Raw genomic sequence first — 26,437 nt, forward strand, 5'->3', positions numbered from 1 at the left:
AATGGGGCGTCGCGCTGGGGGCGTTGTAGATGCAATGACTACTACGGTGGAGGAGCGGCGGACCGCGGGTCGCGTCGGCAAGCCCACGGCGTCGCTGACCGATGGCCGGGAGGGCGTCGTCGAGGCGTCGCCCCAGCCCCGGACGCACGAGCACGTCCCGAAGGCCACCATCTGATCATGATCAAGGTGCGCCCCTTTAGGGAATCCGACCGCGCGGAACTGCGCGGGCTGTTCCGGCGCGCGGGTGAAGCGTCCCCGAGCGCCGGCCTGTGGGGTCACGAGGATTCCGAAGCGGCCATCTACCTGGACCCGTACATGGACCTGGCGCCGGACTCACTCTTCGTCGCCGTCCTCGATGGAGCCCTGGTCGGCTATCTGACGGGGTGCCTCGACAGTGCGAAGTTCCCGAGTGAGAGCGAGCGCGTCGGCCGGGCCATCCGGAAGTACCGTCTGGCCTTCCAGCCCAGGAATGCCGCCTTCTTCGCGCGTGCGGCCTTCGACGCGGCGTCGGTCGCGCTGCGGCGGGAGCCCACCGCGCGGGCGTTGCGCGACGCCCTCCGGCCCGCGCATCTGCACATCAACCTGGCACCGGAGGCGCGGGGCACGGGTGCCGCCGACGCGCTGATGGACCGCTGGTTCGACCGGCTCAAGGAGACCGGCTCACCCGGCTGTCACTTGCAGACCCTGGTCGAGAACACCCGTGCCGTGCGGTTCTTCCAGCGCATGGGTTTCGTCGAGCACGGCCCGACCCCTGTCGTTCCCGGCTTCCGGTACGGCGGCAGGCGGATGCATCAGCAGACGATGATCTGGCCCCCTCGATCAGACGGGACCTGAGCCCCCGTCCTGGTCGCCACCTCGGCTTTCCTGGTTGGACGAACCTCCGTGTGGCACCCGCGATGAGTTTCCCGCCCCGCCCCGGTCTACTTGGTGACCCAAAGAAAGCGGAGGCATGAGATGAGCGAGACCACCCGGATCACGCAACTCGCCACGGTCGGGATCCGCGTCACCGACCAGCGGAAGGCGACCGAGTTCTACGTCGATGAGCTCGGCTTCGAAATACGCCGGGACGTGCCGTTCGGGCCCGGTCGCTGGATCGAGGTGGCACCGCCAGGGGCGACGACGACCATCGCGCTCGTTTCCGCAGAGATCCCGGCTGGTATCCGCCTGACGACCACGGACGCCGACGCCGACCACGCGACCCTGCGCGCACGTGGCGTCGACGCGGATGCGGAGGTCATGCGGATGGGGCCGGGAGTGCCGCCGATGTTCTCCGTCCGCGACCCGGACGGCAACACCCTCATTCTCATCCAGGACTCCTGAAAGGGCGATGTCGGTGATGGACGAGCAGTTCACTGCGCATCTGCAGAAGAGCCCGAGCAAGGGCGGCTGGACCTACGTCGTGTGGCCCGGGTCGGCCGAGTACTTCGGCACCCGTGGACGGGTGAGGGTCCGGGGCACGATCGATGACCATCCGTTCCAGAGTTCGTTCATGGCCCTGGGGGACGGCACCCACAAGCTGCCGGTGAAGGCGGACGTGCGCAAGGCGATCGGCAAGCAGGAAGGCGACACCGTGACCGTCCGTCTGCAGGAGTGGTCGAAACCCTAGCCACATTCCCGGAGACGATCGGCTCGATCAGGGGAAGACCGGTTGCGCGGGGGCCGCGGTGTAGACGGTGGCCCAACCTTGAGGGGCTCGGCCGTTGCAGTCCCACAGAAGCTCACGGGCCCTCGGCGATGGGCGGACCCCTCCCCACCACACCGAAGGAGGCGGGATATAACGACAGCATGGACTTTAAATTGGAGCTGGTCGCGGTGCCCGTTTCGGACGTGGACCGCGCGCTGGCCTTCTATACCGACAAGGCCGGGTTCGTCCTGGACCATGACCACCGGGTGAGCGACGAGATCCGGTTCGTTCAGCTGACGCCCCCGGGGTCGGCCTGCTCGATCGCCTTCGGCGAGGGGGTCGTCGAGACGGCGCCCGGCTCCCTCCAGGGCCTGCAACTGGTGGTCTCGGACGCTGACGCCGCCCGAGCGGAGCTTGCCGGACGCGGGGTCGAGGTCAGTGAGGTGCAGGAGTTCCCCTGGGGCCGTTTCGTCTTCTTCCAGGACCCGGACGGCAACGGCTGGAGCGTCCAGCAGCTCGTGTCGCGAGGCTAGACCCACTGAGCCCGGCTCGCGCCGGCGAATGCCTTGGACGGCGAAATCCTCACCGGCCAGGTCTCCATGCCGACCTTTAATGGACCGCCGGACGCCGCTGACGCCCGGGACGCTCTTCCCGAACGCGCAGATCGCCCTCGCCCACCTGGCCCGGACCCTCGCGGGTTACGGCATCGAGGTCGAGGTCATTCCGATCCCGCGCGAGGCCGCACCCTCGGTGGCGGCCTGACCGCCCCGATCGTGTCCGTCGCCGACCGCAACGCGCTGGGGCCTCACACCACGATGTGAGGCCCCAGCTCCCGGTGCGACAATGTGGCGCACATCACAGGCAGGCGCGTCATGTTCGCGGATCCCTTCCCGTCTGGTGTCCCGACCGGGCCTTACGGGCCACGTCGGCGGGAAGGGGAAGCGCGGTGGCGGGACGATGCCGCTGGACGATCGCGGTGGGGTTCGGAAGTTCCCTGATGACGGGGCAGTGGACGGCCGCGATCGGGCTCATCATGCTGGGTGGAGGACTCCTCGCAATGCTCGCGCTGCTGGTCGGCGTGGCCGTCCTGGGACGTCCGGCTCACAGCGGGCGGGCTCTGCACCTCATCGACCGGTTCACCGCCGCCGCGTCCGGCCGTGAGGACGTGACGGCGTGCCGCGGTCCTCACTCGCCATGGGAGGAGGGAGACCGCCTTGAGCCGGGAGAGGACGCCGGATCCTCCTGACGACAAGGCGCTGATCTCCCGCGCCCGCACCGGTGACGTGTCCGCCTACGCGATGCTTTACGAGTGCCACGTGGACGCGGCGCGCCGTCTGGCCCGGACCCTGATCGAAGGGGACGCCGCCGAGGACGCCGTCCAGGAGACCTTCACCAAGGTCCTCGACCTGCTGCGCCGAGGCGACGGGCCGCGGGAGGGGTTCAGGCCGTACCTGCTCACAGCGCTCCGGCACACCGTCTACGACCGCTTCCGGGCCGAAAAGCGACTCCAGTCGACCGGCGAGATCGAGAAGTACGACACCGGCGTCCCGTTCGCCGATCCGCTGCCGGAAGGGTCGACCGCCGCCCGGGCCTTCCGGTCGCTGCCCGAGCGCTGGCGGGTCGTGCTGTGGCATACCGAGATCGAGCGCGCCAAACCCGCCGAGGTGGCGTCACTGCTCGGGCTCACCCCCAACGGCGCCGCCGCACTGGCCTACCGCGCCCGTGAGGGACTCCGCCAGGCATACCTGCAAGCGCATCTCGACGAGATGCGGCCGACACGGCATGAGGAGTGCCGCGAGGCGTTGCGGAGTATGGGCGCGTACGTGCGCGGCGGACTGTCCGGGCGAGAGTCGCTCGCACTCGACCGGCACCTCAGGAGCTGCCCGGACTGCCGGACGGTCCTCGACGAGGCGCGCGACGTCAACGCCACATTGCGGGACGTCCTGAGCCCGCTGGTGTTCGGGGGCCGGGGCGGCAACGGGAGGCCTCGGCGCCGGCGGGACGCTCACCTGGCTCGGTCACAGGACGAGAAGGCTGCTGTGGGTCGCGGCACCGTTGGGGGCCCTCGCGACCGCCGCGGGCGTCGTCCTCGCCTGGCTGGGCTGACCGGTCACCGGAACCGCCGGGCGGGTGCGGGTGCCCTGACGTCCGGCGGATACTTCGATCATGGTTGTGCTGGAGACGGAGCGGCTCGTCCTGCGGCCGCTGACGGGTGAGGATTTCGACGACTACGCTGCGATGCTGGCCGACCCGCAGGTCGTGGGAGGGCTGGCGGAGAGCGTCGGCACCTCGCCTGCTGATGCTTGGCGAAGTCTCGCCTTGTTCATCGGACACCGGGAGATGCGAGGTTACTCCCACTGGGCGCTGGTGGAGAAGGCCACCGGCCGGTTCGTCGGGCGCGCCGGCCCCTGGCAGCCGCACGGGTTTCCAGGGCTGGGGGTCGGCTGGTGCCTGGCACGCGAGCACTGGGGGAAGGGGTACGCAACGGAGGCGGCCCGCGCTTCTCTGGATTACTGCCTCAGGGAGCTGGGCGCAGAGGAAGTCATCTCCGTCATCCTGCCGGGCAACTCCCCTTCGATAGCCGTCGCTGAGCGAATCGGGCACCGCTACCTGCGTGATATCCAGTACCGCGGCCAGACCGTCCACCTCTACGGCCAGCGTCTGAGTTCGAAGTAATTGCTTTGCGGGTGAAATGCGCGCTCGCCTAGGCTCCAGCGGGTGGGACGCACGGTCATCGTGGGCGACATTCACGGCTGCTTCGACGAGCTGATCGATCTGCTGGAGAAGGTGGAACTTCAACCGGACGACCTCCTGGTCAGCGTGGGCGATCTCGTCGACCGGGGCCCGGCGCCCGGGAAGGTCGTCGAGTTCTTCCGCGAGCGTCCGAACTCGGTCGTGGTCATGGGCAACCACGAGCGCAAGCACGTGCGCGGAATCTTCTCCTACGCGCAGGAGATCACGCGCCTGCAAATGGGCGACGAGTACGCCGAGACGGTCGAGTGGATGCGGACGCTTCCGTACTTCTTCGAGAGCGAGGACGTCCGGGTCGTGCATGCGGCGCTGGTCCCCGGTGTCCCTCCCGCCGGCCAGCGGGAGGAGATCCTCTGCGGCACGACCAGCGGCGAACGGGAACTCGCCGCGCTGTTCCCGGACGGCCACTGGCACGACCGCTACACCGACGACAAGCCGGTCGTGTTCGGTCACCACGTCACCGGACGGGAGCCTCTGATCCGCGACGGAAAGGTTTTCGGGCTCGACACCGGCGCCTGCCACGGATGGAACCTCACCGCGTTGTGCGTCCCGGGGTTCACGGTCCACTCGGTGGCGGCACGCGCTGATCATTGGTCCGCCGTCAAGCGCGAATGGCAGTTGCCGGTCCTGAAGGCCAAGGCGTGGAGTGACTTCACGTGGTCGGAATTGAGCGAGAAGGCGGCCCGATTCTCCGGCAAGTCCGATGCGGCATCGCAGGAATGGCTCCGGGCGGTCGAAGAGTGGGCCGCTCGACTGCGAGCCCTGGCTCCCGTTCTGGTCGATGCGGCGCTTCGGGCCTCGGCGGAGCTCACCCCGGACGAGATGCGACGGCATCCGGCTGCACCGATGCTGTTCCAGGCCCGTGGCGGACGGCTCGACCAGACCGCATTGGCCAGGCGGTGCACCACGCCAGGCAGGACGCTGGAAGTGGCGGCCGCCCTGGGAGTCACGGCCCCTGTTTCGCCTGGCTGAAGCATCGCTTTGTGGTAGCGTCCGAACGACTGGTCGGCTACGGACGAGAATGGGAGGTGAGGTTGATGAGCGCCGCGAAGGCCGCTGCCGTGTGCAGCGCCCGCCGGACCATCCTCACGTCCCGGGCCCTGGTCTGACCTGACGTTCACGACCCCCTCAAAGCCCTAGCGGCTTTCGGGCGGTTGCGCTCCGCGCCGATCGGGGCCCTTGTTCAAGGGTCTTCACGTTGTCTCATTCTTTCCCTACCCGGCCGCGCTACGGCTGGGACGATGCATACGAGCGTGCATTCACGCCTCATCACGCCGCCGGGCTGATCCCGGCCCGGTCGGCACGGTCGTGATGACCGTGTCTTCGGCCGCCCCTCTCGAACACGACCGCACCGAGCGGATGCTCGCCCTGCCCTGGGCGAGCCCCCTTCTGGCCACCGGCGCCCTACGCGCCACAGACGGCAAGGGCCGGCACACCACCGCGTGGAGGGAACTGCTGCCGCTGCCCGGCGGCAGCGTCCTGCTGGTCACCCCGGGTCTGCGCTCAATCGGCCTGCACGACGCCCACGAACATCACGCGGCACCTGCGCGCCACCTACCGCTTCAGGGAGCGCCGGCAATGAGCCGCACCGACGCCACCGCCACCACCGCCACCACCGCCACCACCGAGAACAGGACCACCATGCCCACCTGGACCGTTCGCTCCGAGACCGCCGAAGACGTCCCCGCCATCCGCGACATCGTCCTGGCCGCCTTCCCCACCGCCGAGGAGGCCGGCATCGTCGACGCCCTGCGCGCCGACGCGGATGCGTGGATCGACGGCCTGTCGATGGTCAGCACGGCCCCTGACGGCACCCCGGCCGGATATGCGCTGCTCACTCGCTGCCACGTCGACGGGGAGCCCGCGCTCGCGCTGGCTCCGTGCGCCGTACTGCCGTCGTTCCAGCGGACGGGCGCCGGCTCTGCCGCCATCCGCGCCGGCCTGGACGCCGCGCGGGCCATGGGCGAGAACCTCGTCCTGGTCCTGGGCCACGCCGACTACTACCCGCGGTTCGGCTTCGTCCCGGCCTCCCGCTTCGGCATCCGCGCGCCCTTCGAGGTCCCTGACGAGGCCATGATGGCCATGGCCCTGGACGACACCCGCCCGGTCCCGACCGGCACCATCCAGTACCCCGCCGCCTTCGGGGTCTGAAAACACCGGTGGTGCCCCGAGGTCTCCTCGGGGCACCACCGCCGACCACCTGGCTTCGCACCGCCCGGGCCGACCGTGGGCGCCATCCCGTTCCTGACCGCGATTGGGCAGGTCAGGTTGCCATGCACCGGTTTCCTTTCACGGTGAGCCTCAGAGGCACGGGTAGCACGTGCCACTTCCTGAGGGGACAACAACCCATGGCAGATACGAACAAGGCGGCTGTCGAAGCGGCCGCTGAGGCGGACGCGCAGCACGGAAAGCTGCAGGCCGCGGCCGCCGAGTACGTGAGGAACCCGACGCCGGAGAACGAGGCGGCGGCCTTGCAGGCCGCTCGCGAGTCGGCGCCGGCCCAGACGGCGGCCAACCTCGCCAACGCCGAGGCCTGCGGCGACTCGGAGGCCTACGAAAGCTGATCGCCTTCGGCGATCCCGCCAGTCGCCGGTCCTCACGCCCCTGGGCGTGGGGACCGGCACCTTCGGAGACGTCAGGGTCGTGCATGCCAAGGTCTCGGCGCGCCGGGGCCGGCGTGACGCCCGCGGCCTCGGTGGACGGGTCCGTTCACAGGCCGTACACCCTGCCGGGCGGCAGACGGTTTCCGACCTGGGCGACGATCGTCTCGTGGACGCGCCGCAGCCGCTCCGCCCAGTCCGGTTCGCCGACGACCTCGGCACGGTGGTCCAGTACGGCCAGTGCGACCTTCCATTGCCGCACGGTCAGGGCCGGCCGCACGTCACCGGACGGCTGGGTGCGGTACTCGAGCAGGTCGCGGATCTGCAGGCAGTCCTCCACGATGTCGTCGACGTCGCCTCGCTGGGTCTCCAGCAGGGCCGTCTCCTCGACCTCCAGGGAAAGGGCGTTCGCGTCTTCGGCGGGCATCGCCACGGTGAGCGTCTCGGTGGCGCTGCGGTCGGGTCGGGCGACCGGCCGGCCTTCGTCGTCCAGCCGGTAGTGCCAGTCCCGGGCGGCGGCGGCGGGCCACAGCCGCAGCACATGCGCCTGGCTGCGGGGGTCGAGAAACCGAGAGTACAGCCGTAGCCGGTAGTCGCCCGCCCCGCCGTTCAGGCCCAGCGCCAGTACGTCCGAGCCGTCCGCCGCCAGCACGCGGACCCGTGCCACGCGGAAGGGGACGGAGGTCTCGACGACTTCGGCGAACCCGCCGGGAGCCGCGTGCAGCGGAGGCTCGGCGGCCCACTCCTCCACGGTGATCTCCACGGTGCCGGTGGTGGTGCCCGCGTCGATGAGCAGGTCCCCCGCGAACACGTCGAGGGTTCCGTGGCCGCGCCGGGTCCGGTCGGGGACGGCGGGCACATCCTCAGCGGTCGAGATCCGGTACCACGCGTCCTCGATGGTGCGCGCGACGCCTTCGGCGCTGGCAAGCGGCTGCATGCCGGTTCCTCCGTTCACAGGCCGTAGACCGTGTCGGGCGGCAGACGGTTTCCGACCTGGGCGACGATCGTCGCGGAGGCCCGCCGCGCCCGTCCGCTGTCGGCCAGGGAGAGATCATCCGGGCCGAAGCGCCGGGCCGAAGCGCCGGCCCGATCCCCCGGGCCGAGTGCGTCCTTGACCTGATCAGGCTAGAAGCCTTTCGACGCACCGGCGAATGCCTAATGTTGGCGGGGCAGGAGGCATCGCAGGAGTCAGGGTTCTTCTTCGACGGGTGAGGTGAATGGCGAGGCGTCAGGGATTCATGGCGACGGTGGCACGGATGCAGCGCGAAGCCGAGAGCGCGGCGGCGGCGCGGCGGAGGGCGGAGGCGGCCGCGCAACGGGAGGCGGCCCGGGCCCGAGCCGCCTACGAGCGCGCGCGGGCCGCCGATGAGAAAGAGCGCAAACGCCTCTATGTCGAATCCCGGATGGCCGAGGTTGCGGCGCAGAACGAAAGTCTCGCCCAGCGGCTGGAGGAATTGGATTCGATTCTGGTATCGGGCCTGCGCACCGACACCCGATTCGACCTCGAACGGCTCAAGGAAAAGCCGAACGTGAAGCCCTTCGACCCCGGACCGGCAAGCCGCCCCGAAACTCCGCCACTGCAGGAGGCGTTCCTGCCGCCCCCGCAGACGGGCATGTCCAAGCTGTTCGGCGGGGCACGGCACGAGGAACAGGTCCGGCAGGGGCAGCTGAACTACCAGCGGGCCTACGCCGAGCACGCTCAGCGGGAGCAAGCCCGGCAAGCCACGCTGAGTCGCCTCCAGCAGGAACACTCGCGGCGGACTGACGAGGCCAGGGAGCGGGCACGGCGGCAGCACGCCGAGGTCGAGGCGTTCAAGCGGGACCTTGCGGAGGGACGGCCCGACGCCGTCGCCGCGTACTTCGACCTTGTCCTCAACACCGTCCCCCTTCCCGACGGCTTCCCGGCGAAGTGGCGGATGGCGTACGTCCCCGAATCCGCTCAGCTCGTGGTCGAGTACGAACTGCCGACCATCGAGGTCGTTCCGACCGTCAAGGCCTACCGGTACGTCAAGACCTCCGATTCCGTCACCGAGACGAAGCGTCCGGCCACCCAGGTCAAGTCGCAGTACACCTCGGTCATCAGCCAGGTCGCGTTGCGTGTGGTCCGAGACCTGTTCGAAGCCGACGCCACCGGTCACGTGACCACGGTCGTCTTCAACGGCATGGTCGACACCGTCGACGCGGCGACGGGACGTGCCGTCCGGCCCTGCCTGCTGACGTTGCGCACGACCAGGGAGGTGTTCTCCGAACTCGATCTCGCACGGGTCGAACCGGCCGCCTGCCTGAAGCATCTGGGCGCGGGCGTGTCCCGGAACAGCGCCGAGCTCTCGCCCGTCCGTCCCGTGCTCGAGTTCAGCATGGTCGATCCGCGCTTCGTCGAGGAGACCGACATCCTCGGGGAACTGGACGAACGGCCGAACCTCCTGGAGATGAGCCCCACGGAGTTCGAAGGGCTGATCCAGAACCTGTTCGCGCGGATGGGCCTGGAGACGCGGCAGACCAGACCGTCACGGGACGGTGGCGTCGACTGCGTCGCCTACGACCCACGCCCGATCATGGGCGGCAAGGTCGTGATCCAGGCGAAGCGGTACCGGAACACCGTCGGGGTGTCCGCTGTCCGCGACCTCTACGGGACGCTGCAGAACGAAGGCGCGTCCAAGGGCATCCTCGTCACGACCAGCGGCTACGGTCAGGCCTCCTTCGACTTCGCCAAGAACAAACCCATCGAGCTGCTCGACGGCGCGAACCTGCTCTACCTGCTCAAGGAGCACGCTGGAGTGGAGGCCCGGATCGAAGCCCCGAAGGGCTGGCGTGATCCGGACCTCGACCGCGCCGACTCCGCCGCTCCCCCGAGCCCGCTCCGCGCCGGAGCGAACGTCAAGATCTCCTCGCCCGCGGTCGTGTGCGCCTTCGCGCTGCCGTCTCCCGACCACGATCCCTGCGCCCTGCTTCTGAACCCCGACCGCAAGGTCCGGTCCGATGCCGATTTCATCTTCTACAACCAGCCGGTCTCCGCCGATGGCGCGGTCGAAGTGGACACCGCGGCCAGGCAGGTGCGGGTGGATCTGGCGCGGCTGGCCACGGACGTGTCGACCGTTCTGCTGGTCACGAGCGGGCCACCCGGCGGTGTCCGGCTCACCGTGACCGAACGGAGCGGCACCGCCCATGCTCTGGCAGCGGACGCCACGACGGAGACGGTCCTGGTCTGCGCCGAGATCTACCGCCGCCAGGGTGGCTGGCGGCTGCGCGCCGTGGGCCATGGGTACGCGGACGGCCTGGCCGGGCTTGCCAGAGACCACGGCGTCGTCATCGAATGACCGGCAGGGGCGGAACGCTCCGGGTGGGGCGTTCCGCCCGGCGCTGAGGGTCAGACGCCGAGGCCGCGGCCGATGATCTCTTTCATGATCTCGGTGGTGCCGCCGAAGATGGTCTGGATGCGGACGTCCTGGTAGGCCTTGGCGATCGGGTACTCGGTCATGTAGCCGTAGCCGCCGTACAGCTGGACGCAGCGGTCCACGACGCGCTTGAGCAGTTCGGTGTTCCACCACTTGAGCATCGCGGCCTCGTCGGGGGTCAGCTCGCCCCTGCTCTCCTTGACGATGCACTCGTCGGTGAAGGCGCGCGTGACGGTCAGCTCGGTCTTCATCTCGGCGAGCGTGAACCGGTTGTGCTGGAACTTGCCGATGGGACGGCCGAACGCCTCACGCGTCTTGCAGTACTCCAGTGTCTGCTCGAAGGCGCTCTCGGCGGCGGCCTGCGCGGTGGCGCCGATGGACAGCCGCTCGCGGGCGAGGTTCTGCATGAGGTAGACGAAGCCCATGCCCTCCTCGCCGAGGAGGTTCTCCTTGGGGACGCGGACGTTGTCGAAGAACAGCTCGGCGGTGTCCTGGGCGTGCATGCCGACCTTGTCGAGGTTGCGGCCGCGCTCGAAGCCCTCCATGCCGCGCTCGACGGCGAGGAGGCTGACGCCCTTGGCCCCGGCGGACGGGTCGGTCTTGGCGACGACGATGACCAGGTCGGCGAGGATGCCGTTGGAGATGAACGTCTTCGACCCGTTGAGGACGTAGTGGTCGCCGTCCTTCAGCGCCGTGGTCTTGATGCCCTGGAGGTCGGACCCGGCGGCGGGCTCGGTCATCGCGATCGCGGTGACGATCTCGCCGGAGCAGTAGCCGGGGAACCAGCGCCGCTGCTGCTCGGGGCTGCACAGCTGCCGCAGGTACCCGCCGTTGATGTCGTTGTGGACGGCGAAGCCGGGGCCGTGCACGCCGGCCTTCGCCAGCTCCTCGTTGAGGATCACGTAGTAGCGGTAGTCGGGGTCGCCGCCGCCGCCGAACTCCTCCGGCATGTCGATGCCGAGCAGGCCCGCGCGGCCCGCCGCCAGCCAGACCTCGCGCGAGACGATCCCGTCCTTCTCCCACTGCTCGTGGTGGGGCGCGACCTCCTTGGCGATGAAGGAGCGCACCATGTCGCGGAAGGCCTCGTGCTCCTCGGTGTAGATGTCGCGTCCCATCCGCCGGTCTCCCTACGTAGTGCGTGGGCCTGAGTAAGTGCGTGCTGATACACGATTAATGTAACACTGGTGCTGTCACATACCGGGAGGCGGCATGGAACTGACCGTCGACGAGCTGGCCTCGCGCGCCGGGGTCACCGTCCGCACCGTGCGGTTCTACGCCGGGCGGGGCCTGCTGCCTCCGCCGAGGCTGCGCGGCCGGACGGGCCTCTACGGCGCCGACCACCTGGCACGGCTCGAACTCGTCCGGGAGCTCCAGGCGCTCGGGCTCACGCTCGCCTCGATCGAGAAGCACCTCCAGCGGATCCCGCTGGACGCGCCGGCCGAGGACCTCGCCCTCCAGCGCGCCCTGCTGTCCCCCTGGGCGCCGGAGCGCTCCGAGGACCTCGACCGGCACGAGCTGGACCGGCGGGCCGGACGCCACCTGGACGACGAGACGATCGGGCGGCTGGAGGCCCTCGGCGTCGTCGAGCGGATCTCGGACGGCCCGGCGGGCGAGGTGCGGGTCGTCAGCCCCGCGCTGCTCGGCGTCAGCGCCGAACTGGCGGCGCTCCCGCTGCCGCTGGACACCCTGGTCGCCTCGTACGAGGCCGTGGACCGGCACACGACGGCGCTGGCCGCCGAGCTCCAGCAGGTCTTCCAGGACACCGTCGTCCGCCCCTATCGGGCGGGCGGGCGCGCCCCGCAGGAGCGCGAGCGGCTCATGGAGATGGCCGGGAAGCTCAAGCCGCTGATGATCCAGTCACTGGTCACCTCGTTCCAGCGGGCCGTCGACAAGGCGCTCCGCCGGTCGGTCCCCGACTAGCCCGGCCGGCCGCCGATCAGGAGTTCTTCCACTCCTGGCCCTCGTATTCGACCAGGCGCGGGTGGACGAGGGTGTTGACGTCCACGTCGCGGTTCCGGCGGTCCTTGGGGAAGGCCGCCGCCGCCTGGAGCACCGGCCCGTCGAGGAAGCGCAGGTCCGGGACGTCGCGCGGCAGAGCCAGCGCGGGCGGCCGCTTCCCGGGGGACGCCAGGACGAATCCCCAGTCGCCGAAGCTCGGCACGTCCACGTGGTAGGGAGTGGTGGCGAGACCGGCGGCGGCGATGGACTTCTGGATGCTCCAGAACGACTTGGGCGCGAAGTAGGGCGACCCGGACTGCACGACCATTCGGCCGCCCGGTGCCAGCGCCCGCTTCACCATCCCGTAGAACTCGACCGAGTACAGCTTGGCGGTGGACACGTCGTCGGGGTCGGGCATGTCCACGATGACCGCGTCGAACTGCCGGTCCAGGCCGCGCAGCCAGGAGAACGCGTCGGCGTTGACGACCTGGGAGCGCGGGTCCTCGAACGAGCGGCGGTTGAGGGACTCCAGCGGCCCGTACGTCCGGGCCAGGTGGATCATCTCGGGGTCCAGTTCGACCAGCGTCGCGCTCTGGACGTCCCGGTAGCGCAGCACCTCGCGCAGCGCCAGGCCGTCGCCGCCGCCGAGGATCAGCACCCGCCCGTGCGGCCCCGACATCAGCGGGTGGACGAGCGACTCGTGGTACCGGTACTCGTCCACCGAAGAGAACTGGAGGTCGCCGTTCAGGAAGAGCCGCAGGTCCGAGGGGCCGAGTCCGGCCTGCCGCGTGATGACGATCTCCTGGTACCTCGTCCGCTTCGCCACCGCGATCGGGGCGTCGTACAGCGCCTGCCGCGCCGACACCTCGAAGCCGTCGGCGAGCGCGTACGTCCCGCCGAGGACGGCGAGGACGGCGACCATGCCGAGGGCGAGCCCGATCCGGGCGGCGCGGCCGACCTCGCGGCGGAACAGCCACATCACGACCGCCATGCCGGCGACGGCGTTCACGACGCCGACGAGGAGCGCGCCCTTGATGTGGCCGAACGCGGGCAGCAGCAGGAACGGGAAGGCCAGCCCGCCGATCAGCGCGCCCACGTAGTCGGCCGCGAACAGGTCGGCCACCGCCGACCCGGCGTCCTGCTTGCGGATCCGCTGGAGCAGCGTCATCAGCAGCGGGATCTCCGCGCCGATCAGCGCGCCCACCGCGAACGCCACCACCACCAGCGCCGGGACGTACAGGTCGAGCCACGCGAACGCCGCGTACAGCACGAGGACCGACACGCCGCCGATCAGGGCGAGCGCGCCCTCCACGACCGCGAACGCGACCACGGCGCGGCCCTGCAGCGGCTTGGCGGCCAGGGAGCCGACGCCCATCGCGAACACCATCACCGACAGGACGATCGACGCCTGCGTGACGGAGTTCCCGACGAGGTAGCTGCCGAGCGCGACCAGGGCCAGCTCGTACACCAGGCCGCACGCCGCGCACGCGAACACGGCCGCGAGGATCAGCGCGCGCGCCGCCCGCGCCGGGACGCGCGGACTCCCCGGGCCGTCCCGCTCGGGACGGGACGGCTCCGGGGAGGGACCGCCGGTCGGCCGGTCGGCCTGGTCCAGGTCGCGGGACGTCAGGAGACCGCCCCGGCCACGATCGCGGCCACGCCGAGGTCGGCGGCGGCGACGACCCAGCCCGCCGGGTGGATCGCGCCGCCCGTGCCGCCCGCGTCCACGAGGGTGGCGCCGAGCTTGCCGGGCGTGAGCACGTCCAGCAGGAAGAACGCGACGATCATCAGCACGATGCCGATCCCGCCGAACACGGCGGTGTCGACCAGGCCGTCGGTGAGGTCGTTGTCGCTGGTCACGATCGCGGTGGTGACGATCGCGGCGATGCCGAGGAGCTTGGCGGCCAGCAGGAGCGCGGCGCCCCGGTTGCCCTCGGTCCAGATCTGCTTGCCGAGCTTGCCGGGCGTCGTCACCTCCACGACCAGGTAGCCGAGCGCCATCAGGGCGATGCCGACCGCGCCGTAGGCGAAGGTCGCCCCGATCTCGTTAAGGACGTCGTTCATCTGTCGCTCCTCAGTTGCCCCGGCCGCCTCATTTGCCCGAGCCGGGTCCGCCGCCGCGGAACGACGCGGCGCCGCTCCTGGTCCATCCGTTGCTGCCCGGGCTGCTCCAGCGCCCGCTCACGTGCGAGTAGTGGCGGCTGTAGCCGCCGCGCGGGTTGTCGACCGTGATGCGGCTGCCCGTCCCGTTCGGCAGGACGCCGACGACGAGCTTCGGGTAGCGCATGAAGATGCCGCCGTTGGCGCCCATGGTCGCCATGTCGTCCACCCGGTCGATGGGCCGGAACTTGCGGCCGATCTCCGAGGCGACCGTCTGGGGGGCCTTCGGCGACCGGTAGGTGTCGTATCCGACCTTGGTGTACTTGTCGGCGATCCAGGACGACTGCGACTTCCCGCAGCCGCCGAGCGCCGTGGCGGTCAGGACGGCGGCGGCCGCCGCGCCCGCCACCCGGTATCTGCTGTTCATGAGGGTCTCACCAGCCGGCTCCGCGTCATCACGATCTCCCGGGTCTGCGGGTAGGCGTGCCAGGTGCGCCATCCGAGCGCGTCCTCCCGGCCCGCCGCGTCTTCCAGGGCAAGGACGGTGACGGCGTGCGGGGAACCGGGGAACGCCCCGGTCAGCGCGTCACCGCGGTCCGCCAGCCGCGCGCACACGGCCTCGACGGCGCGGGCGAACGCCGTCGCGTCGCTGTGCGCCGCGGTCGTCGCGGCGAAGTCGTACGCCCAGCCGGGCACGCTCGTCGTCGCACGGCCCGGCAGCGGTTCGGCGCGTCCGGGCAGGCACGCCACCGTCTCGCTCAGCGGCCCGGCGATGACCTGGTGGGACGCGCCGAGCAGGCGCAGCTCCACGGTCAGGCCCGCGCGCTCCACCGGCAGGACGGCGAGGGCGTCCATCGGCGGCAGGCCGAGCGCGAACGACAGCCCGTCGGCGCGGGCGTCCGAGTAGGGGGTGTCGAGGGTGGCCTGCAAGGTCAGCTACCGCCCGGGTAGATCGTCATCGATCCGGTCGGGACGCGCTCCCCGAGGCCCGCCTCCCACTGCCCGCCGCCGTACTGCTCGAACGACAGGTACCTGCCGCCCGGCCCCTCGTAGTCGACGTACTCGACGCGGCCCTGCACGCCGACGCCCGTCGTGCCCTCGCTGGTGTAGTCGGCGGTGCCGTGCTCGTCGCGCCGGTACTCGACGCCGTCCACGACGATGCTCTTGTCCCCGGGCCGCAGGTCGCCGATCTCGTGCTCGGTCCACCAGACGACCTCGAGGTCGGGGTCCTCCTCGACGGAGATCCACACCTTGGTGCCCTCGATCGTGTCGGCGTCGAGGAGGTGCTCGCTCCAGGTGAAGCCGCCCTCCTTCAGCCGCAGCGAGCCGCGGACGAAGTAGCGGGTGCCGAGGTACTCCACCATGTCGCCGGCCTTGAGCGCGCGGGGGTCGCCGGCCACCTGGTCCTCCGCGGCGAACGGGTCGCGCGGGACGGCCGGGGCGGGCGCGGGCGCCGGAGCCCCGGACCGGCGCCGCAGGAGGACGACGATGAGCACGACCAAGGCGATCAGGATCAGTGCCAGCAGGATCACTATCGCCGCTTTGCCCACGGCACCTCCATCGTTTCGTCCGTTATAGGGGGACAGACCTGCGGATCCTACCGACTGTGGCCTGTCAAGCCCATACCGCGATCAGACGTATCAAAGGATGATGCGGTTTCGTCCGAAAACGTCGGATTTCAACTGGCCGCGGGGGTGCGGCCGCGCGCTCAGAGGCGGGTCGCGGCGGCGGCGACGCGGGCGTCGGTGGCGGTGAAGGCGATGCGGACGTGCCGGGCGCCGCCCGCGCCGTAGAACTCGCCGGGGCCGACCAGGACGCCGAGGGATGCCAGGTGGGCGACGGTGTCCCAGCAGGGCTCGTCCCGTGTGGCCCACAGGTACAGGGACGCCTCGGAGTGCTCGATGCGGAAGCCGTGCCTCTCGAACGCCTCGCGCAGCACCGCGCGGCGCCGCGCGTACCGGGCCCGCTGCTCGTCCACGTGGGCGTCGTCGCCGTAGGCCACGATCATCGCGGCCTGCACCGGCGCCGGGACGATCATCCCGGCGTGCTTGCGCACCTCCAGCAGCCGCTTCACCAGCGCGAGGTCGCCGGTGACGAACCCGGCGCGGTAGCCCGCCATGTTGGACCGCTTGGACAGCGAGTTCAGCGCGAGCAGCCCCTCGTGGGAGCCCTCGCAGACGTCCGGGTGCAGGATCGAGATCGGCGGGTTCCCCTCGTCCCAGCCGAACTCCAGGTAGCACTCGTCGCTCACGACGACCGCGCCGCGGCCGCGCGCCCACGCCACGACCTTGCGCAGGTGCTCGGCGGGCAGCACCTTGCCCGTCGGGTTGGACGGCGAGTTCACCCACACGATCTTCGGAGCGACCGGGCCGAGGGTCAGCGTGCCGTCGGTCGCGACGGGGTCGGCCCCGGCGAGCCGGGCCCCCACGTCGTAGGTGGGGTAGGCCAGCGCGGGGAAGACGACCTTGTCGCCGGGCCCGGCGCCGAGCAGCGTCGGCAGCCAGGCGACGAGCTCCTTGGTGCCGATGACGGGGAGCACCGCGTCAGGGTCGGCGCCCGTCACGCCGGCGCGGCGCCGCAGCCATCCCGCGACGGCCTCGCGCAGCTCCGGCGTCCCGTAGGTCTGCGGGTAGCCGGGCGCGTCGGACGCGGCCGCGAGGGCCCGTCTGATCGGCTCGGGCGTCGGGTCCACGGGCGTCCCGACCGAAAGGTCGACGATGCCGTCCGCGTGCGCCAGCGCCCGCTCCTTGTACGGCGCGAGCCGATCCCACGGAAAGTCCGGCAGCGTGAACAACGCCCATACCTCCTTGGAGAAACCCGCCGGGCCGCGGTCGTCCCCGACCACGGCCCGGTTCCCGGCGCAGGCGGGCCCGGGGACGCGCCCCGAAGGAGCGCTCCAGACCCGCCGAGATCAGTCGTCCTGGCTCTGCGGAGGCAGCGCGGCGACGATCGGGTGATCCTTGTCGATCTTCCCGACCTTGGACGCGCCGCCGGGCGAGCCGAGGTCGTCGAAGAACTCCACGTTCACCTTGTAGAAGTCCTTCCACTGCTCGGGGACGTCGTCCTCGTAGTAGATGGCTTCAACCGGGCAAACCGGCTCGCACGCACCACAGTCGACGCACTCGTCCGGGTGGATGTAGAGCTGACGCTTCCCTTCGTAGATGCAGTCGACCGGGCACTCCTCGATGCATGCCTTGTCGAGCAGGTCCACGCAGGGCTGCGCAATGACGTAGGTCACGTCAGTGACTCCTCTCGGATTTCCGGCCCCGCCGCACGTCACGGCTCACCGCAAGCTCGCTGTGAATAGTATGGCCACCCCGCGCCCGTCGATTCGACATGGGGGTCCCTACATGTCCGGCCGCTTCGCCGCACGCCTGGTGGTGGCCATCAGTGGCGCGGACGTGGGCCAGCGGATCTCGCTGCGCCGCCGTCTGCCTACGGGAGAGTACAGCGACGTCGTGGGCGTACTCGAATCATGGTCCGCCGGGACGCTCGCGGTGCGCCGCCGCACCGGTGAACTCGTCGAGGTGCCGGAGGCGACCATGGTCGCGGCGAAGGTCGTCCCGCCGCAGCCGCCGCCCCGGCGCCGTCCCCGCCGGGAGGAACCCGAGGACGGCTAAGCCGTGTTTCAAAGTCCCGGCCCACTTCGCTCGCCTGGCGGCTCGCTACGTGACCGTGCCTGGGCGAACGCGGCATCGCTTCGCGATCTGCCCGGTTCCGCTCGCCTCCGGCGTCGCTCCACCGGGCAGGTCACGCGTTCGCGCGGCATGGCCGAGGCGACTTCGAGACAGGCCCTAGCGTCCGCGGCGGGCGCCGAGGACGCCGCGCCGGGCGCGCGGGGGCCGCAGGTGGTGCGGTTCTCCGGCGGCGGGTCAGGGGCTCGGGGTGATGGGCGGGGCGGGGGCCAGACCGCTGGGCGCCGGGCCGCTCGGGGCTCCGGAGTCCGGGGCGCCGGGCACCGGCCCCCTGGACGCCGACGCGTCGGGCGCCGGAGCGCCGGGGGCCGGGGCGCCGGGGGCCTTGCTCGTGGCGGCCGGGCCGGCGGACGATCCGGCGGGCGGCGGACTGGCCGTGACCTGCGTGGGCGGCGCCGTCCGCTCGCTGTAGGACGTGCCGGGCACGAGCCGCCGTCCGGTGAACAGCTCCGAGACGGTCACGAACGTGAACCCGCGTTTGCGCAGTCCGTCCACGACCTTGGGGATGGAGTCGACGCTCGGCTTGTGGATGTCGTGGAACAGGACGATGCCGCCGCTCTTCGGCTCCTTGACGCCGACGCGCGTGTCGCGGGCGACGTCGCGGTAGCGCCAGTCGAGCGTGTCGACGCTCCAGAGGACCAGCGGCATCCCGATCGCGTGTTCCACGCGCTTGTTCGTGGACCCGTAGGGCGGCCGCACCAGCGTGGGCGCGAGACCGGAGGCGTCCTTGACGGCCTTCTGCGTGCGCTGGATCTGGGACCGCACCTCGGCGGACGACAGGGTGGTCAGGTCAGGGTGCGACCAGCTGTGGTTGGCGACCTCCTGGCCCTCCAGGGCCATCCGGCGCACGATGTCGCGGTGGGCGCCGACGTTCTCGCCGAGCATGAAGAACGTGGCGCGCACGCCGTTCCTCTTGAGCGTGTCGAGCAGCCGCGCCGTGTAGGGGCCGGGGCCGTCGTCGAACGTCAGCGCGACGCACTTCACCCGATCGCAGTCGATCTTCCGGGGCGGGGGCGGCGCCGGTCTCGGTGACCGCGTCGCCTGCGCCCTGCCCTTGATCGCGCCGTGCTCCCCGGCGGTCCGCGCCTGCCGCTCCGCGTGGCTGCATCCGGCCGCGAGCAGGAGTCCGGCGCCGATGACGGCACAATTCCTGATCCGCACCAGGCACCCCCGTAACGTGTTACCTCGGGCGGCTTAATACCCTCCGTAACCGATGCAACACGCTTCCCGATGGTCCGGAAAATCAAGATCGTCCTTGGGACGCACCGGGGGATTTCCCCTCCATCATGCGACGGCCCGCTCCCCCGCACGTCACCGGGGTCGCCTCATGCCCGGACGCCCTCCCGGCGGCCGCAGGACGGGCCTTCGGTGGCCGAAGGCGGCCATCGACCGGAGGCACGGACGAGCACCCTCGGTCACATTCACCCCGCCCGTGGCGGGCCGTCCGCGCTGACGGCTCCACCCCGGGCGGCGAGGCTCAGCGGACGGGCCAGTCGGGGACTTCGGGCGGGAGGTCCTTGCTGACGCGCAGCGGGAAGGCGGGGTCGCGCTTCTCCAGGAAGGACGAGACGCCCTCGACGGCGTCGGCGCCGCCGCCGAGCGAGGCCATCAGGCGGGAGTCGGCGATGTGCGAGTCCCACGGGGACGGTGCGGACAGCCCCGACCACATGAGGCGCCGGATCGCGGCGACCGAGACGGCGGAGGTGTTGCCGGCGATCTCGCCCGCCAGCGCGTACGCGGCCGGGAGGAGCTCGTCGGGCGCGTACACGCGGGAGACGAGACGACCCGCCAGGGCCTCCTGCGCGTCGAAGATCCGGCCGGTGGCGGCCCACTCCATGGCCTGCGCGATGCCGACCAGGCGCGGCAGGAACCAGCTGGAGGCGGCCTCGGTGACGATCCCGCGCCGCGCGAACACGAAGCCGAACCTGGCCTTCTCGCTGGCGAGCCGCACGTCCATCGGGAGGGTCATGGTCACGCCCACGCCGACCGCCGCGCCGTTGAACGCGCCGATGACGGGCTTGAGGCAGCGGGCGATGCGGAGCGCGACCGTCCCGCCGCCGTCGCGCGGCGTACCGTCCTCCAGGACGTCGTCCTCCCCCGCGAACATGTCCTTGGACTTGTCCTTGTCGAAGGTGTCGCCGCCGCCGCTCAGGTCGGCGCCCGCGCAGAACGCGCGCCCGGCTCCGGTCACCACGACCGCGCGCACGTCGTCGTCGGCGTCGATCCGGTCGAAGACGTCGAGCATCTCGTTGCGCATGACGAACGTGTAGGCGTTCATCTTCTGCGGCCGGTTGAGCGTGACGGTGGCGACCCCGTCCCGAACCTCGTACTCGATCTCTGCGTACGGCACCCTGCGCACCCTTCTCCAGCCCGGCTGTCAGAATCCGATTCTAGGAAGGTGTCCGTCAGGCGCGGGCTTCGGGGAACATCCGCAGCAGGACGTCCCGGCGCCACTCGGCGAGGTCGCGTCCCGGCGGCGGGACGGGGGCCAGCGTGCCGTCGTCCGCCGGCGCGAGGCGGATCTCGACGCCGGGCGCGAGCTCCTCCGGGATCTCCCCGGTGGCGGCGAGGCGCCGCGCGAGCGCGGCGAGGACGCGCGCCCAGCCCTGCCCCAGGTAGGGCGGAAGCCCGTCGGCGCGCAGTTCCGGGAGGCCCCTCGCGGCCAGCCCGCGGGTGCGCAGGGTCAGGCCGTCCGGGCCCTCGGCCCCGACGACGCGGATCTCGGACGTGACGTCCGCCACGGCATCCCCACCTCACCATCGGTCGGTGTCCGATAAATTGTGACAGTGAACTGGGCCGTGACGACGTACGACTCCGCCTTCGGGTACGTGTCCGCGCACGGTGCGCCCCTCGTCGACCTGCTCGATCCGCAGCCCGGAGAGAGGATCATCGATCTCGGGTGCGGCACCGGCTCGTTCAGCGCGGAGATCGCCGAGCGGGGCGCCGAGGTGCTGGGCATCGACGGCAGCCCCGAGATGGTCGCGCAGGCGACCGCCATGCACGCGGGGCTGTCGTTCATCGTCGGCGACGCCCACGACTTCACCGTGGGCGAGTCCTTCGACGCGGTCGCCTCGAACGCGGCCCTGCACTGGATGACCCGCGACCCCGACGCGGTGATCGGGCGCGTGCACGCGGCGCTGCGCCCCGGCGGCCGGTTCGTCGGCGAGCTCGGCGGCGCGGGCAACTGCGCGGAGCTGATCGTCGCGATGCAGACGGCGTGGCGGGTGTTCGGGCTCGGCGAGCCCGAGCTTCCCTGGTACTTCCCGTCGCCGGCCGCGTACGCGACCAAGCTGGAGGAGGCCGGGTTCACGCTGCGGCTGCTGGAGCACGCCGACCGCCCGACCCGGATGACCGAGGGGCCGAACGGCGCCGCCGACTGGGTCCGCGCCTACGCCTCCCGCGCGCTGGCCGACGTCCCGCCGGAGCTGGTCGACCCGCTGCTCGAACGGGTGAACGACCTGGCCGCGCCCGCGCTGCGCCGCGAGTCGGGGTGGGTCGCCGACTACGTGCGGCTGCGGTTCGCGGCCGTCCGCCGGTCGGACGGCCCCGCGCCGACGCCCTTCGGGCCGATGGCCGCCGACCACCCGCTGTAGGCGCCGCCCTAGGGTGGGAGGCATGCTGCGGCTCCACGATCATCGGACGGGACGGCCGGAGGCACTGCCCGCCGGGCGCGGGCTGCGCGTCCAGGTCGTGGACGGCGCGTACCGCCGCGCGGTCGTCGCCGACCTGCTGCGGCGGGTCGCCGAACGGTCGGGTCGCCGCGTCCGGGTCGTGAGCACGCCGGGCACCGCGACGGGCCTGGACGACTACAACGTCCAGCCGTTCGAGGTGCTGGACGGCGTCCTCCCGGACGCCGACGTCTACGTGTCCGGCACAGTCGACCGGGACGCGTTGTGCCTGGCCGTCCCGCAGGAGGACGGGACGTCGCAGGACCCGTTGACCGCCCGCCTGGCGATGCTGGAAGTCCCCTACCGGGAGCCTCTGGAACTGTCGGAGCGGAGACTGTCGGCGGCCGCGGAGCGGCTGGACGCGTGGCGCGGCAAGGTCGCCGAGTGGGCGACGTCCCCGGGTCGCCCGATCGACCGCGCGTACGCGAACGAGGCGGAGGCCGCGCTGGCCGACGACCTCGGCAGTCCCGCCGCGCTCGCCGTCCTGGACCGGCTCGCCGCCGACCCGGACGTGCCGCCGGGCGCGAAGCTGGAGACGTTCATCCACCTCGACCTGGTGCTGGCGCTCGGGCTGGTCTCGGCGATCGGCCAGGCCTGAGCCGGGAAACGGTCAGGCGTCCGGAACCTCGACGAGACTGCCGTCGGCGACCAGGTCGGCCATCGACCTCCGGAACACGTGCGCCGTCCCGCCGCCCGGCTGCCCGAACCACGGGACGGCCGTTCCCGTCAGGGTCTCCATGGGCCGCTGCAACCGGTAGAGGCGATACGGGCGTTCCCGCCACTCCGGCGGCAGCGACCGCTGCGGATACGGCGTGCGCGCCGCATACGTCACGTTGCCGTCCGGGCCGCCGTAGCGGTCCACTTCCATTCCCTTGGCCAGTTCCATGACGTGGCGGTCGCGCAGGAGCGAGAGCGGCGGCTCGCCCTTGAGCGGCGTGAACGGCCCGTCCCCGACGTTGTGGCGCGGGTCCAGCAGCAGCCGTCCGAGCAGATGCGCCGACGCCTGCTCGGCGTCCTCGAAGACGGCCTCCTTGCGGCGCTCGCCGTCGCGCATCTGGAACACCGACCAGCGGCCCGGCCCCGATGTCAGGCACCAGACGCCCTCGGCCACGTCGTTGACGCGGTAGGCGGCGCGGTCGACGCGGAGCTGGTCGAGGCGGTGCTGGAGCGCCCCCGCCCAGCCGGGCCCTGACCCGGTCGGGGCGCCTTCGGGCGCGGCGCGTCCGGTCACGGCCGCGTTCGCGGCGTCCATGGTCTCCTCGTCCACCTCGGGGACGCGGAACCCGCCGGCCCTGATGTGCGCGACGAGATCGGGCTCCGGCGGGACGCCGTGCTCGGTCAGGTAGTAGGCCACGGCGCCCGACCACACCCACGTCCCGTCGGTGTGGAAGGTCAGCGGCACGGCCGCTCCGCGCGACGGGTCGAGCCGGTCGGGGGCGTTCGAGCGCGCCGCCATGACGGTCGGGGCCTGCCGCAGGTACCCGGCCACGCGGCCGGCCTCGTCCGGCGGGACGGGCGGCCGCGACACGGCGGGACGGCTCCCGTCCGGGCCCGCGTGGTCGAAGATCCTGGCCCGGCGCAGACCGGACCGCGGCGGGCGCGGCTCGTCGTCGTGGGCGAAGCTCGCGCGGCAGCGCACGGCCCCGTCCTCGTACCGGACCTCGAAGTCGATCCGGGACCACGTGGAGCCCTGGAACGCCCGCGTCCCGGCGCGGAGCCGGTCGAGCAGGGCCGCGGCCGCGGCGGGCGCCGTCCAGGACGTCCGGGCGCCGTCGGCGGAGTGGCACGTCATCGCGGGCATCCTGGCGCCCGCCCGGTAGTGCCCGGAGACCCGCTCCCAGAGCGCGGGGGCCTGGTCGGCGATCAGGAGCGCGAACCGGTCCGACAGCAGCTCCCTCTGCTCGGCCGGGTCCATCGGCCCGGCGTCGGGCGCGGGCGGCGCGGCGGGCTCGCGGCCCTCCAGCCGGTCGCGGAGCCAGCCCGGCACGTTCTCGCCGTCCCGCGGCATCACGATCTGGTCGCGCCGCCAGCACTCCACCGGGATCGGCGGGTCCCACAGCGGATCGAAGTCGCGGTTGTAAAGGCACAGCACCGACCCCGGCTCGATGATCATGGTCATCGAGAACCAGCTGCCCCGCTCGGACACGTACCGCGCGCGGCGCAGATCCATCAGCAGGCCGGTCAGCTCATCCGGGACGCCCTCGCCCGCCACGATCCGGCCCTCGCCCGTCAGCACCGCCAGCGCGACGTCGCTCACGGCGACGGTCGCGGCGCAGCGCAGGTCGAGCCGCCGCCACCCGGGCGGGGCCAGCCGCCGCGCGCACTCGGCGATCCGGCTCTCGAACTCCGCGACGCGGTCGTCCTGGCCCGTCACCGCGCGTCCCTCCGTCCCGATGGCTCCCCCTATGGCACCTGATCGGCAGGTTAACCGCACTGATCAATGTATTGCGCGCCGCCCCGGGCACTGGCGACGCTCGCGGGAGGCTACTTTCGTATGTCGTGTCCACCGCTGCACCAGCGTCATCCGTCCCGGCGTCCCCCGGCCCGCCGCACCGCCGGCGCCGCCGCCGTGCCCGCCCGCTGATGTCGGCGGTCGTCACGATCACCGCGCTGCTGTGCGCGCTCGTCGGCGGGATCGGCTGGTACTTCGCCGGCGTCGCCATCGAGGTCGACCACTCCGCCGAGTACCCGCTGACCATCGAGGACGCGGGCAACGGCACCGTCACGCTGCCCCGCGAGCCGGGGACGGAGCGTCCCGGCGCCTGGGCCCTCGTCTGGAAGGGCGGGCGCGCTCTGCTCGGGCCCGTCGTCGGCGGGAACGACGAGCACGTCGTCCGTAAGGTGTCGCCCGTGGAGGGCGCCCTCGTGAAGGACGCCCCCGCGATGATCGACCACTGGATGTACGACGGCGACCCGAAGACGGCGCTCGGGCTGCCGTTCCAGGACGTCACCTATCCGTCCGAGGTCGGGCCCATGCCGGCGTGGCTCGTCCCAGGGACGTCCGACAAGGGCACCTGGGTCATCGGCGTCCACGGGCGCAACGCCGACAAGGCCGAGACGTTCCGCGTCATGCGCACCGTCCACTCACTGGGCATGCCGATGCTGTCCATCGCCTACCGCAACGACGTGGGCGCGCCCCCTTCACAGGACCGCCGCAACCATCTGGGCGACAAGGAGTGGCACGACGTCGTCTCCGCCATGGGCTACGCACGCGCACACGGCGCGACGGGCGTCGTCCTGTACGGGTGGTCGATGGGCGGCGCGATGGCGATGACGACGTTGCAGCGGGATCCGTCGTTCGTGCGCGGCGTCGTGCTTGACTCCCCCGTCCTGGACTGGAGCGCCACCCTGGACAAGCAGGGTGACGCCCGCCATCTGCCCGCCTTCATGACCGGCATCGCCAAGCGCGTCCTGCAGTGGCGCATCGGCATCGACCTGGCCGACTTCGACATGCGCCGGTACGCGCCCCACCTGCGGACGCCGGTCCTGATGTTCACCACCGAGGACGACGCGACCGTCGCCAACGGCCCCGCCTTCGCCTTCGCCAGGAAGGCGCCGCCCGGCACGGTCACCCACATCCCCACGCCGGGCGACCACACCGAATCCTGGAACGTCGACCCCGCCGCCTACGAGCGGTCGCTGGTCGCGTTCCTCAAGAGGGTCGGCTGACCTCCAGCAGGGTCTTGCCGACGGTCCCGCGCGCCTCGATCGCGGCGTGCGCGTCGGCCGCGCCGTCGAGCGGGAACCGCTGCCCGATCACCGGTGTGAGCCGTCCGGCCGCCGCCTCGCGCAGCGCGTGCTCCGTGAACTCCCGCAGTTCCTCCGGCGTGGCCTTGGGCCAGACCAGCGTCACGCCCCGCTCCCGGGCGTCCTCCTCGGGGATGTTCGCCTCCTCCCCGCTCGCCAGCCCGAAACTGACCATCCGCCCGCCCTCCCTGAGCAGACCGAACGCCTCGCGGGCCACGTCACCGCCCACCCCGTCGAACACGACGTCCACCGGCCCGGTCTTCCCCGCCCAGCCCGGCTCGCCGTAGTCGACGGCCTCGTCCGCCCCCAGCCGCGTGGCCGACTCGGTCTTGCGCGCGCCTCCCGCAGCCGCGACGACCGTCGCCCCCCGCGCCTTCGCGAGCTGGACGAGGAGCGACCCGACCCCGCCGGCCGCCGCCTCCACCAGGACGCGTTCGCCTTCACGGATCTGGGCCGCGCGCGTCATCATCACCGCCGTGCGCCCGTCGGCGAGCAACGCGACCGCGTCGTCCAGCGCCAGGCCGTCCGGCACCTCGAACAGGCCCTTCGCGTCCACCGCGGCCTTCTGCGCGTAGCCGCCGGTACCGCCGGTGCTGGTGACGACCCGCCGGCCGACGAGCGCGACGTCCACCCCGTCCCCGACCGCCGCGACCACTCCGCCGACCCCGTTGCCCGGGATCACCGGCGGCTCCCACCGCACCGGCATCGGACCGGTGCCCGACCGTATCTGCGTCTCCACGAACGTGATGTTCGCGAACTCGACCTCGACCAGCACCCGGCCCTCACCCGGCACCGGATCGGGCGCGTCCCCCGCCACCAGCACCTCGGGCCCGCCGAACTCCCTCAACCACACAGCACGCATATCGGCTCCTCCATCAGCTCGTTCACCCAGAGCCTGGTACCTCAAGCAAGGTCGAGG

The 26,437-nt window shown here is 71.6% G+C and carries 32 protein-coding genes; 18 read left to right on the forward strand and 14 right to left on the reverse strand.

Annotation, left to right across the window (positions count from 1 at the left end; translation table 11 throughout):
• Positions 1-34 precede the first annotated feature (34 nt).
• The 12 genes from BJY14_RS12640 (at position 35) to BJY14_RS12700 (ending at position 6,939) form a co-directional block, all read left to right on the forward strand.
• On the forward strand, positions 35-175 hold the full coding sequence (locus BJY14_RS12640; protein ID WP_179843793.1) for a hypothetical protein: 141 nt from the start codon (positions 35-37) through the stop codon (positions 173-175).
• Positions 176-177: 2 nt separating this feature from the next.
• Positions 178-834: a GNAT family N-acetyltransferase gene (locus BJY14_RS12645; protein ID WP_179843794.1), complete on the forward strand. Its 657-nt coding sequence runs from the start codon at positions 178-180 to the stop codon at positions 832-834.
• 120 nt (positions 835-954) lie between these two features.
• Positions 955-1,320 carry a VOC family protein gene (locus tag BJY14_RS12650; RefSeq protein WP_179843795.1) on the forward strand — a complete coding sequence of 122 codons (366 nt, stop codon included), beginning with the start codon at positions 955-957 and terminating at the stop codon, positions 1,318-1,320.
• A gap of 16 nt (positions 1,321-1,336) precedes the next feature.
• On the forward strand, positions 1,337-1,606 hold the full coding sequence (locus BJY14_RS12655) for a DUF1905 domain-containing protein (protein ID WP_179843796.1): 270 nt from the start codon (positions 1,337-1,339) through the stop codon (positions 1,604-1,606).
• A gap of 179 nt (positions 1,607-1,785) precedes the next feature.
• Positions 1,786-2,157, forward strand: a complete 372-nt coding sequence (locus BJY14_RS12660; protein WP_179843797.1) for a VOC family protein — start codon at positions 1,786-1,788, stop codon at positions 2,155-2,157.
• 79 nt (positions 2,158-2,236) lie between these two features.
• Positions 2,237-2,386 carry a hypothetical protein gene (locus BJY14_RS12665; protein ID WP_179843798.1) on the forward strand — a complete coding sequence of 50 codons (150 nt, stop codon included), beginning with the start codon at positions 2,237-2,239 and terminating at the stop codon, positions 2,384-2,386.
• 184 nt (positions 2,387-2,570) lie between these two features.
• A complete protein-coding gene (locus tag BJY14_RS12670) occupies positions 2,571-2,870 on the forward strand; it encodes a hypothetical protein (RefSeq protein WP_179843799.1) in 300 nt (99 codons plus the stop codon).
• Positions 2,839-3,840, forward strand: coding sequence for a sigma-70 family RNA polymerase sigma factor (locus BJY14_RS12675; protein ID WP_179843800.1), 1,002 nt, complete (start codon positions 2,839-2,841; stop codon positions 3,838-3,840). The genes BJY14_RS12670 and BJY14_RS12675 overlap by 32 nt, the downstream gene beginning before the upstream one ends.
• Entirely contained in the window at positions 3,791-4,300 is a 510-nt protein-coding gene (locus BJY14_RS12680; protein ID WP_179843801.1) for a GNAT family N-acetyltransferase, read from the forward strand. The genes BJY14_RS12675 and BJY14_RS12680 overlap by 50 nt, the downstream gene beginning before the upstream one ends.
• A 42-nt stretch (positions 4,301-4,342) precedes the next feature.
• Positions 4,343-5,347 carry a metallophosphoesterase family protein gene (locus tag BJY14_RS12685; RefSeq protein WP_179843802.1) on the forward strand — a complete coding sequence of 335 codons (1,005 nt, stop codon included), beginning with the start codon at positions 4,343-4,345 and terminating at the stop codon, positions 5,345-5,347.
• A 669-nt stretch (positions 5,348-6,016) separates the two neighbouring features.
• A complete protein-coding gene (locus tag BJY14_RS12695) occupies positions 6,017-6,526 on the forward strand; it encodes a GNAT family N-acetyltransferase (RefSeq protein ID WP_179849335.1) in 510 nt (169 codons plus the stop codon).
• A gap of 197 nt (positions 6,527-6,723) precedes the next feature.
• Positions 6,724-6,939, forward strand: a complete 216-nt coding sequence (locus tag BJY14_RS12700) for a hypothetical protein (RefSeq protein WP_179843803.1) — start codon at positions 6,724-6,726, stop codon at positions 6,937-6,939.
• A 145-nt stretch (positions 6,940-7,084) separates the two neighbouring features.
• On the opposite strand, the gene BJY14_RS12705 is transcribed toward BJY14_RS12700, so the two are convergent.
• Positions 7,085-7,912, reverse strand: coding sequence for a hypothetical protein (locus tag BJY14_RS12705; RefSeq protein WP_179843804.1), 828 nt, complete (start codon positions 7,910-7,912; stop codon positions 7,085-7,087).
• Positions 7,913-8,231: 319 nt separating this feature from the next.
• On the opposite strand from BJY14_RS12705, the gene BJY14_RS12710 reads away from it, so the two are divergent.
• Positions 8,232-10,292, forward strand: a complete 2,061-nt coding sequence (locus BJY14_RS12710) for a restriction endonuclease (RefSeq protein WP_218905330.1) — start codon at positions 8,232-8,234, stop codon at positions 10,290-10,292.
• Positions 10,293-10,342: 50 nt separating this feature from the next.
• On the opposite strand, the gene BJY14_RS12715 is transcribed toward BJY14_RS12710, so the two are convergent.
• Positions 10,343-11,485 carry an acyl-CoA dehydrogenase family protein gene (locus BJY14_RS12715; RefSeq protein ID WP_179843806.1) on the reverse strand — a complete coding sequence of 381 codons (1,143 nt, stop codon included), beginning with the start codon at positions 11,483-11,485 and terminating at the stop codon, positions 10,343-10,345.
• Positions 11,486-11,579: 94 nt separating this feature from the next.
• Here BJY14_RS12715 and BJY14_RS12720 point away from each other — a divergent pair, with 94 nt between their 5' ends.
• On the forward strand, positions 11,580-12,290 hold the full coding sequence (locus BJY14_RS12720; RefSeq protein WP_179843807.1) for a MerR family transcriptional regulator: 711 nt from the start codon (positions 11,580-11,582) through the stop codon (positions 12,288-12,290).
• 16 nt (positions 12,291-12,306) lie between these two features.
• Here BJY14_RS12720 and BJY14_RS12725 read toward each other — a convergent pair whose 3' ends face one another.
• From BJY14_RS12725 to fdxA, 7 genes are all read right to left on the reverse strand, one after another.
• Entirely contained in the window at positions 12,307-13,803 is a 1,497-nt protein-coding gene (locus BJY14_RS12725; RefSeq protein WP_376770000.1) for a polyamine aminopropyltransferase, read from the reverse strand.
• 131 nt (positions 13,804-13,934) lie between these two features.
• Positions 13,935-14,372, reverse strand: a complete 438-nt coding sequence (locus BJY14_RS12730) for a DUF350 domain-containing protein (RefSeq protein ID WP_179843808.1) — start codon at positions 14,370-14,372, stop codon at positions 13,935-13,937.
• 28 nt (positions 14,373-14,400) lie between these two features.
• Entirely contained in the window at positions 14,401-14,835 is a 435-nt protein-coding gene (locus BJY14_RS12735) for a DUF4247 domain-containing protein (protein WP_179843809.1), read from the reverse strand.
• The gene (locus BJY14_RS12740) at positions 14,832-15,338 is read right to left on the reverse strand and encodes a DUF2617 family protein (RefSeq protein ID WP_179843810.1); all 507 of its coding nucleotides are present in this window, start codon (positions 15,336-15,338) and stop codon (positions 14,832-14,834) included. Before BJY14_RS12740 ends, BJY14_RS12735 begins: the two co-directional genes overlap by 4 nt.
• Positions 15,339-15,340: 2 nt before the next feature.
• Positions 15,341-15,958, reverse strand: a complete 618-nt coding sequence (locus BJY14_RS12745; protein WP_179843811.1) for a DUF4178 domain-containing protein — start codon at positions 15,956-15,958, stop codon at positions 15,341-15,343.
• 158 nt (positions 15,959-16,116) lie between these two features.
• The gene (gene dapC / locus BJY14_RS12750) at positions 16,117-17,202 is read right to left on the reverse strand and encodes a succinyldiaminopimelate transaminase (RefSeq protein ID WP_179849337.1); all 1,086 of its coding nucleotides are present in this window, start codon (positions 17,200-17,202) and stop codon (positions 16,117-16,119) included.
• Positions 17,203-17,319: 117 nt separating this feature from the next.
• A complete protein-coding gene (gene fdxA, locus BJY14_RS12755; protein WP_131759039.1) occupies positions 17,320-17,646 on the reverse strand; it encodes a ferredoxin in 327 nt (108 codons plus the stop codon).
• Positions 17,647-17,758: 112 nt separating this feature from the next.
• Between fdxA and BJY14_RS12760 the strand changes: the two genes are divergently transcribed.
• Positions 17,759-18,028, forward strand: a complete 270-nt coding sequence (locus BJY14_RS12760; RefSeq protein WP_179843812.1) for a putative acetyltransferase — start codon at positions 17,759-17,761, stop codon at positions 18,026-18,028.
• A 252-nt stretch (positions 18,029-18,280) separates the two neighbouring features.
• Here the strand turns inward: BJY14_RS12760 and BJY14_RS12765 are convergent, their stop codons facing one another.
• The 3 genes from BJY14_RS12765 to BJY14_RS12775 form a co-directional block, all read right to left on the reverse strand.
• On the reverse strand, positions 18,281-19,264 hold the full coding sequence (locus BJY14_RS12765) for a polysaccharide deacetylase family protein (RefSeq protein WP_312879178.1): 984 nt from the start codon (positions 19,262-19,264) through the stop codon (positions 18,281-18,283).
• 316 nt (positions 19,265-19,580) lie between these two features.
• Positions 19,581-20,453 (reverse strand): crotonase/enoyl-CoA hydratase family protein, encoded by an 873-nt coding sequence (locus BJY14_RS12770; protein ID WP_179843813.1) that lies wholly within the window; start codon positions 20,451-20,453, stop codon positions 19,581-19,583.
• Positions 20,454-20,508: 55 nt separating this feature from the next.
• Positions 20,509-20,844: a hypothetical protein gene (locus BJY14_RS12775; protein WP_179843814.1), complete on the reverse strand. Its 336-nt coding sequence runs from the start codon at positions 20,842-20,844 to the stop codon at positions 20,509-20,511.
• 45 nt (positions 20,845-20,889) lie between these two features.
• On the opposite strand from BJY14_RS12775, the gene BJY14_RS12780 reads away from it, so the two are divergent.
• Together BJY14_RS12780 and BJY14_RS12785 are read left to right on the forward strand one after the other, a co-directional pair.
• Positions 20,890-21,696 carry a class I SAM-dependent methyltransferase gene (locus BJY14_RS12780; protein ID WP_179843815.1) on the forward strand — a complete coding sequence of 269 codons (807 nt, stop codon included), beginning with the start codon at positions 20,890-20,892 and terminating at the stop codon, positions 21,694-21,696.
• A 22-nt stretch (positions 21,697-21,718) separates the two neighbouring features.
• A complete protein-coding gene (locus tag BJY14_RS12785) occupies positions 21,719-22,369 on the forward strand; it encodes a cysteine--tRNA ligase (RefSeq protein ID WP_179843816.1) in 651 nt (216 codons plus the stop codon).
• Positions 22,370-22,381: 12 nt separating this feature from the next.
• Here BJY14_RS12785 and BJY14_RS12790 read toward each other — a convergent pair whose 3' ends face one another.
• Positions 22,382-24,145 carry a TNT domain-containing protein gene (locus tag BJY14_RS12790; RefSeq protein WP_312879179.1) on the reverse strand — a complete coding sequence of 588 codons (1,764 nt, stop codon included), beginning with the start codon at positions 24,143-24,145 and terminating at the stop codon, positions 22,382-22,384.
• A gap of 125 nt (positions 24,146-24,270) precedes the next feature.
• Here BJY14_RS12790 and BJY14_RS47190 point away from each other — a divergent pair, with 125 nt between their 5' ends.
• Positions 24,271-25,440, forward strand: coding sequence for an alpha/beta hydrolase family protein (locus tag BJY14_RS47190; protein ID WP_179843817.1), 1,170 nt, complete (start codon positions 24,271-24,273; stop codon positions 25,438-25,440).
• Here the strand turns inward: BJY14_RS47190 and BJY14_RS12800 are convergent.
• Positions 25,424-26,380: a zinc-binding dehydrogenase gene (locus BJY14_RS12800; protein ID WP_179843818.1), complete on the reverse strand. Its 957-nt coding sequence runs from the start codon at positions 26,378-26,380 to the stop codon at positions 25,424-25,426. The genes BJY14_RS47190 and BJY14_RS12800 overlap by 17 nt on opposite strands.
• Positions 26,381-26,437: the final 57 nt, after the last annotated feature.

It is taken from the genome of Actinomadura luteofluorescens (assembly GCF_013409365.1).
Classification (GTDB): Bacteria; Actinomycetota; Actinomycetes; order Streptosporangiales; family Streptosporangiaceae; genus Spirillospora; species Spirillospora luteofluorescens.

What these genes read in the sequence shown, in the direction of transcription:
- BJY14_RS12640 (WP_179843793.1), top strand. Translation starts at nt 35, where the DNA reads ATGACTACTACGGTGGAGGAGCGGCGGACCGCGGGTCGCGTCGGCAAG.
- BJY14_RS12645 (WP_179843794.1), top strand. Translation starts at nt 178, where the DNA reads ATGATCAAGGTGCGCCCCTTTAGGGAATCCGACCGCGCGGAACTGCGC.
- BJY14_RS12650 (WP_179843795.1), top strand. Translation starts at nt 955, where the DNA reads ATGAGCGAGACCACCCGGATCACGCAACTCGCCACGGTCGGGATCCGC.
- BJY14_RS12655 (WP_179843796.1), top strand. Translation starts at nt 1,337, where the DNA reads ATGGACGAGCAGTTCACTGCGCATCTGCAGAAGAGCCCGAGCAAGGGC.
- BJY14_RS12660 (WP_179843797.1), top strand. Translation starts at nt 1,786, where the DNA reads ATGGACTTTAAATTGGAGCTGGTCGCGGTGCCCGTTTCGGACGTGGAC.
- BJY14_RS12665 (WP_179843798.1), top strand. Translation starts at nt 2,237, where the DNA reads ATGGACCGCCGGACGCCGCTGACGCCCGGGACGCTCTTCCCGAACGCG.
- BJY14_RS12680 (WP_179843801.1), top strand. Translation starts at nt 3,791, where the DNA reads ATGGTTGTGCTGGAGACGGAGCGGCTCGTCCTGCGGCCGCTGACGGGT.
- BJY14_RS12695 (WP_179849335.1), top strand. Translation starts at nt 6,017, where the DNA reads ATGCCCACCTGGACCGTTCGCTCCGAGACCGCCGAAGACGTCCCCGCC.
- BJY14_RS12700 (WP_179843803.1), top strand. Translation starts at nt 6,724, where the DNA reads ATGGCAGATACGAACAAGGCGGCTGTCGAAGCGGCCGCTGAGGCGGAC.
- BJY14_RS12705 (WP_179843804.1), bottom strand. Translation starts at nt 7,912, where the DNA reads ATGCAGCCGCTTGCCAGCGCCGAAGGCGTCGCGCGCACCATCGAGGAC.
- BJY14_RS12710 (WP_218905330.1), top strand. Translation starts at nt 8,232, where the DNA reads ATGCAGCGCGAAGCCGAGAGCGCGGCGGCGGCGCGGCGGAGGGCGGAG.
- BJY14_RS12715 (WP_179843806.1), bottom strand. Translation starts at nt 11,485, where the DNA reads ATGGGACGCGACATCTACACCGAGGAGCACGAGGCCTTCCGCGACATG.
- BJY14_RS12720 (WP_179843807.1), top strand. Translation starts at nt 11,580, where the DNA reads ATGGAACTGACCGTCGACGAGCTGGCCTCGCGCGCCGGGGTCACCGTC.
- BJY14_RS12730 (WP_179843808.1), bottom strand. Translation starts at nt 14,372, where the DNA reads ATGAACGACGTCCTTAACGAGATCGGGGCGACCTTCGCCTACGGCGCG.
- BJY14_RS12735 (WP_179843809.1), bottom strand. Translation starts at nt 14,835, where the DNA reads ATGAACAGCAGATACCGGGTGGCGGGCGCGGCGGCCGCCGCCGTCCTG.
- BJY14_RS12760 (WP_179843812.1), top strand. Translation starts at nt 17,759, where the DNA reads ATGTCCGGCCGCTTCGCCGCACGCCTGGTGGTGGCCATCAGTGGCGCG.
- BJY14_RS12785 (WP_179843816.1), top strand. Translation starts at nt 21,719, where the DNA reads ATGCTGCGGCTCCACGATCATCGGACGGGACGGCCGGAGGCACTGCCC.
- BJY14_RS12800 (WP_179843818.1), bottom strand. Translation starts at nt 26,380, where the DNA reads ATGCGTGCTGTGTGGTTGAGGGAGTTCGGCGGGCCCGAGGTGCTGGTG.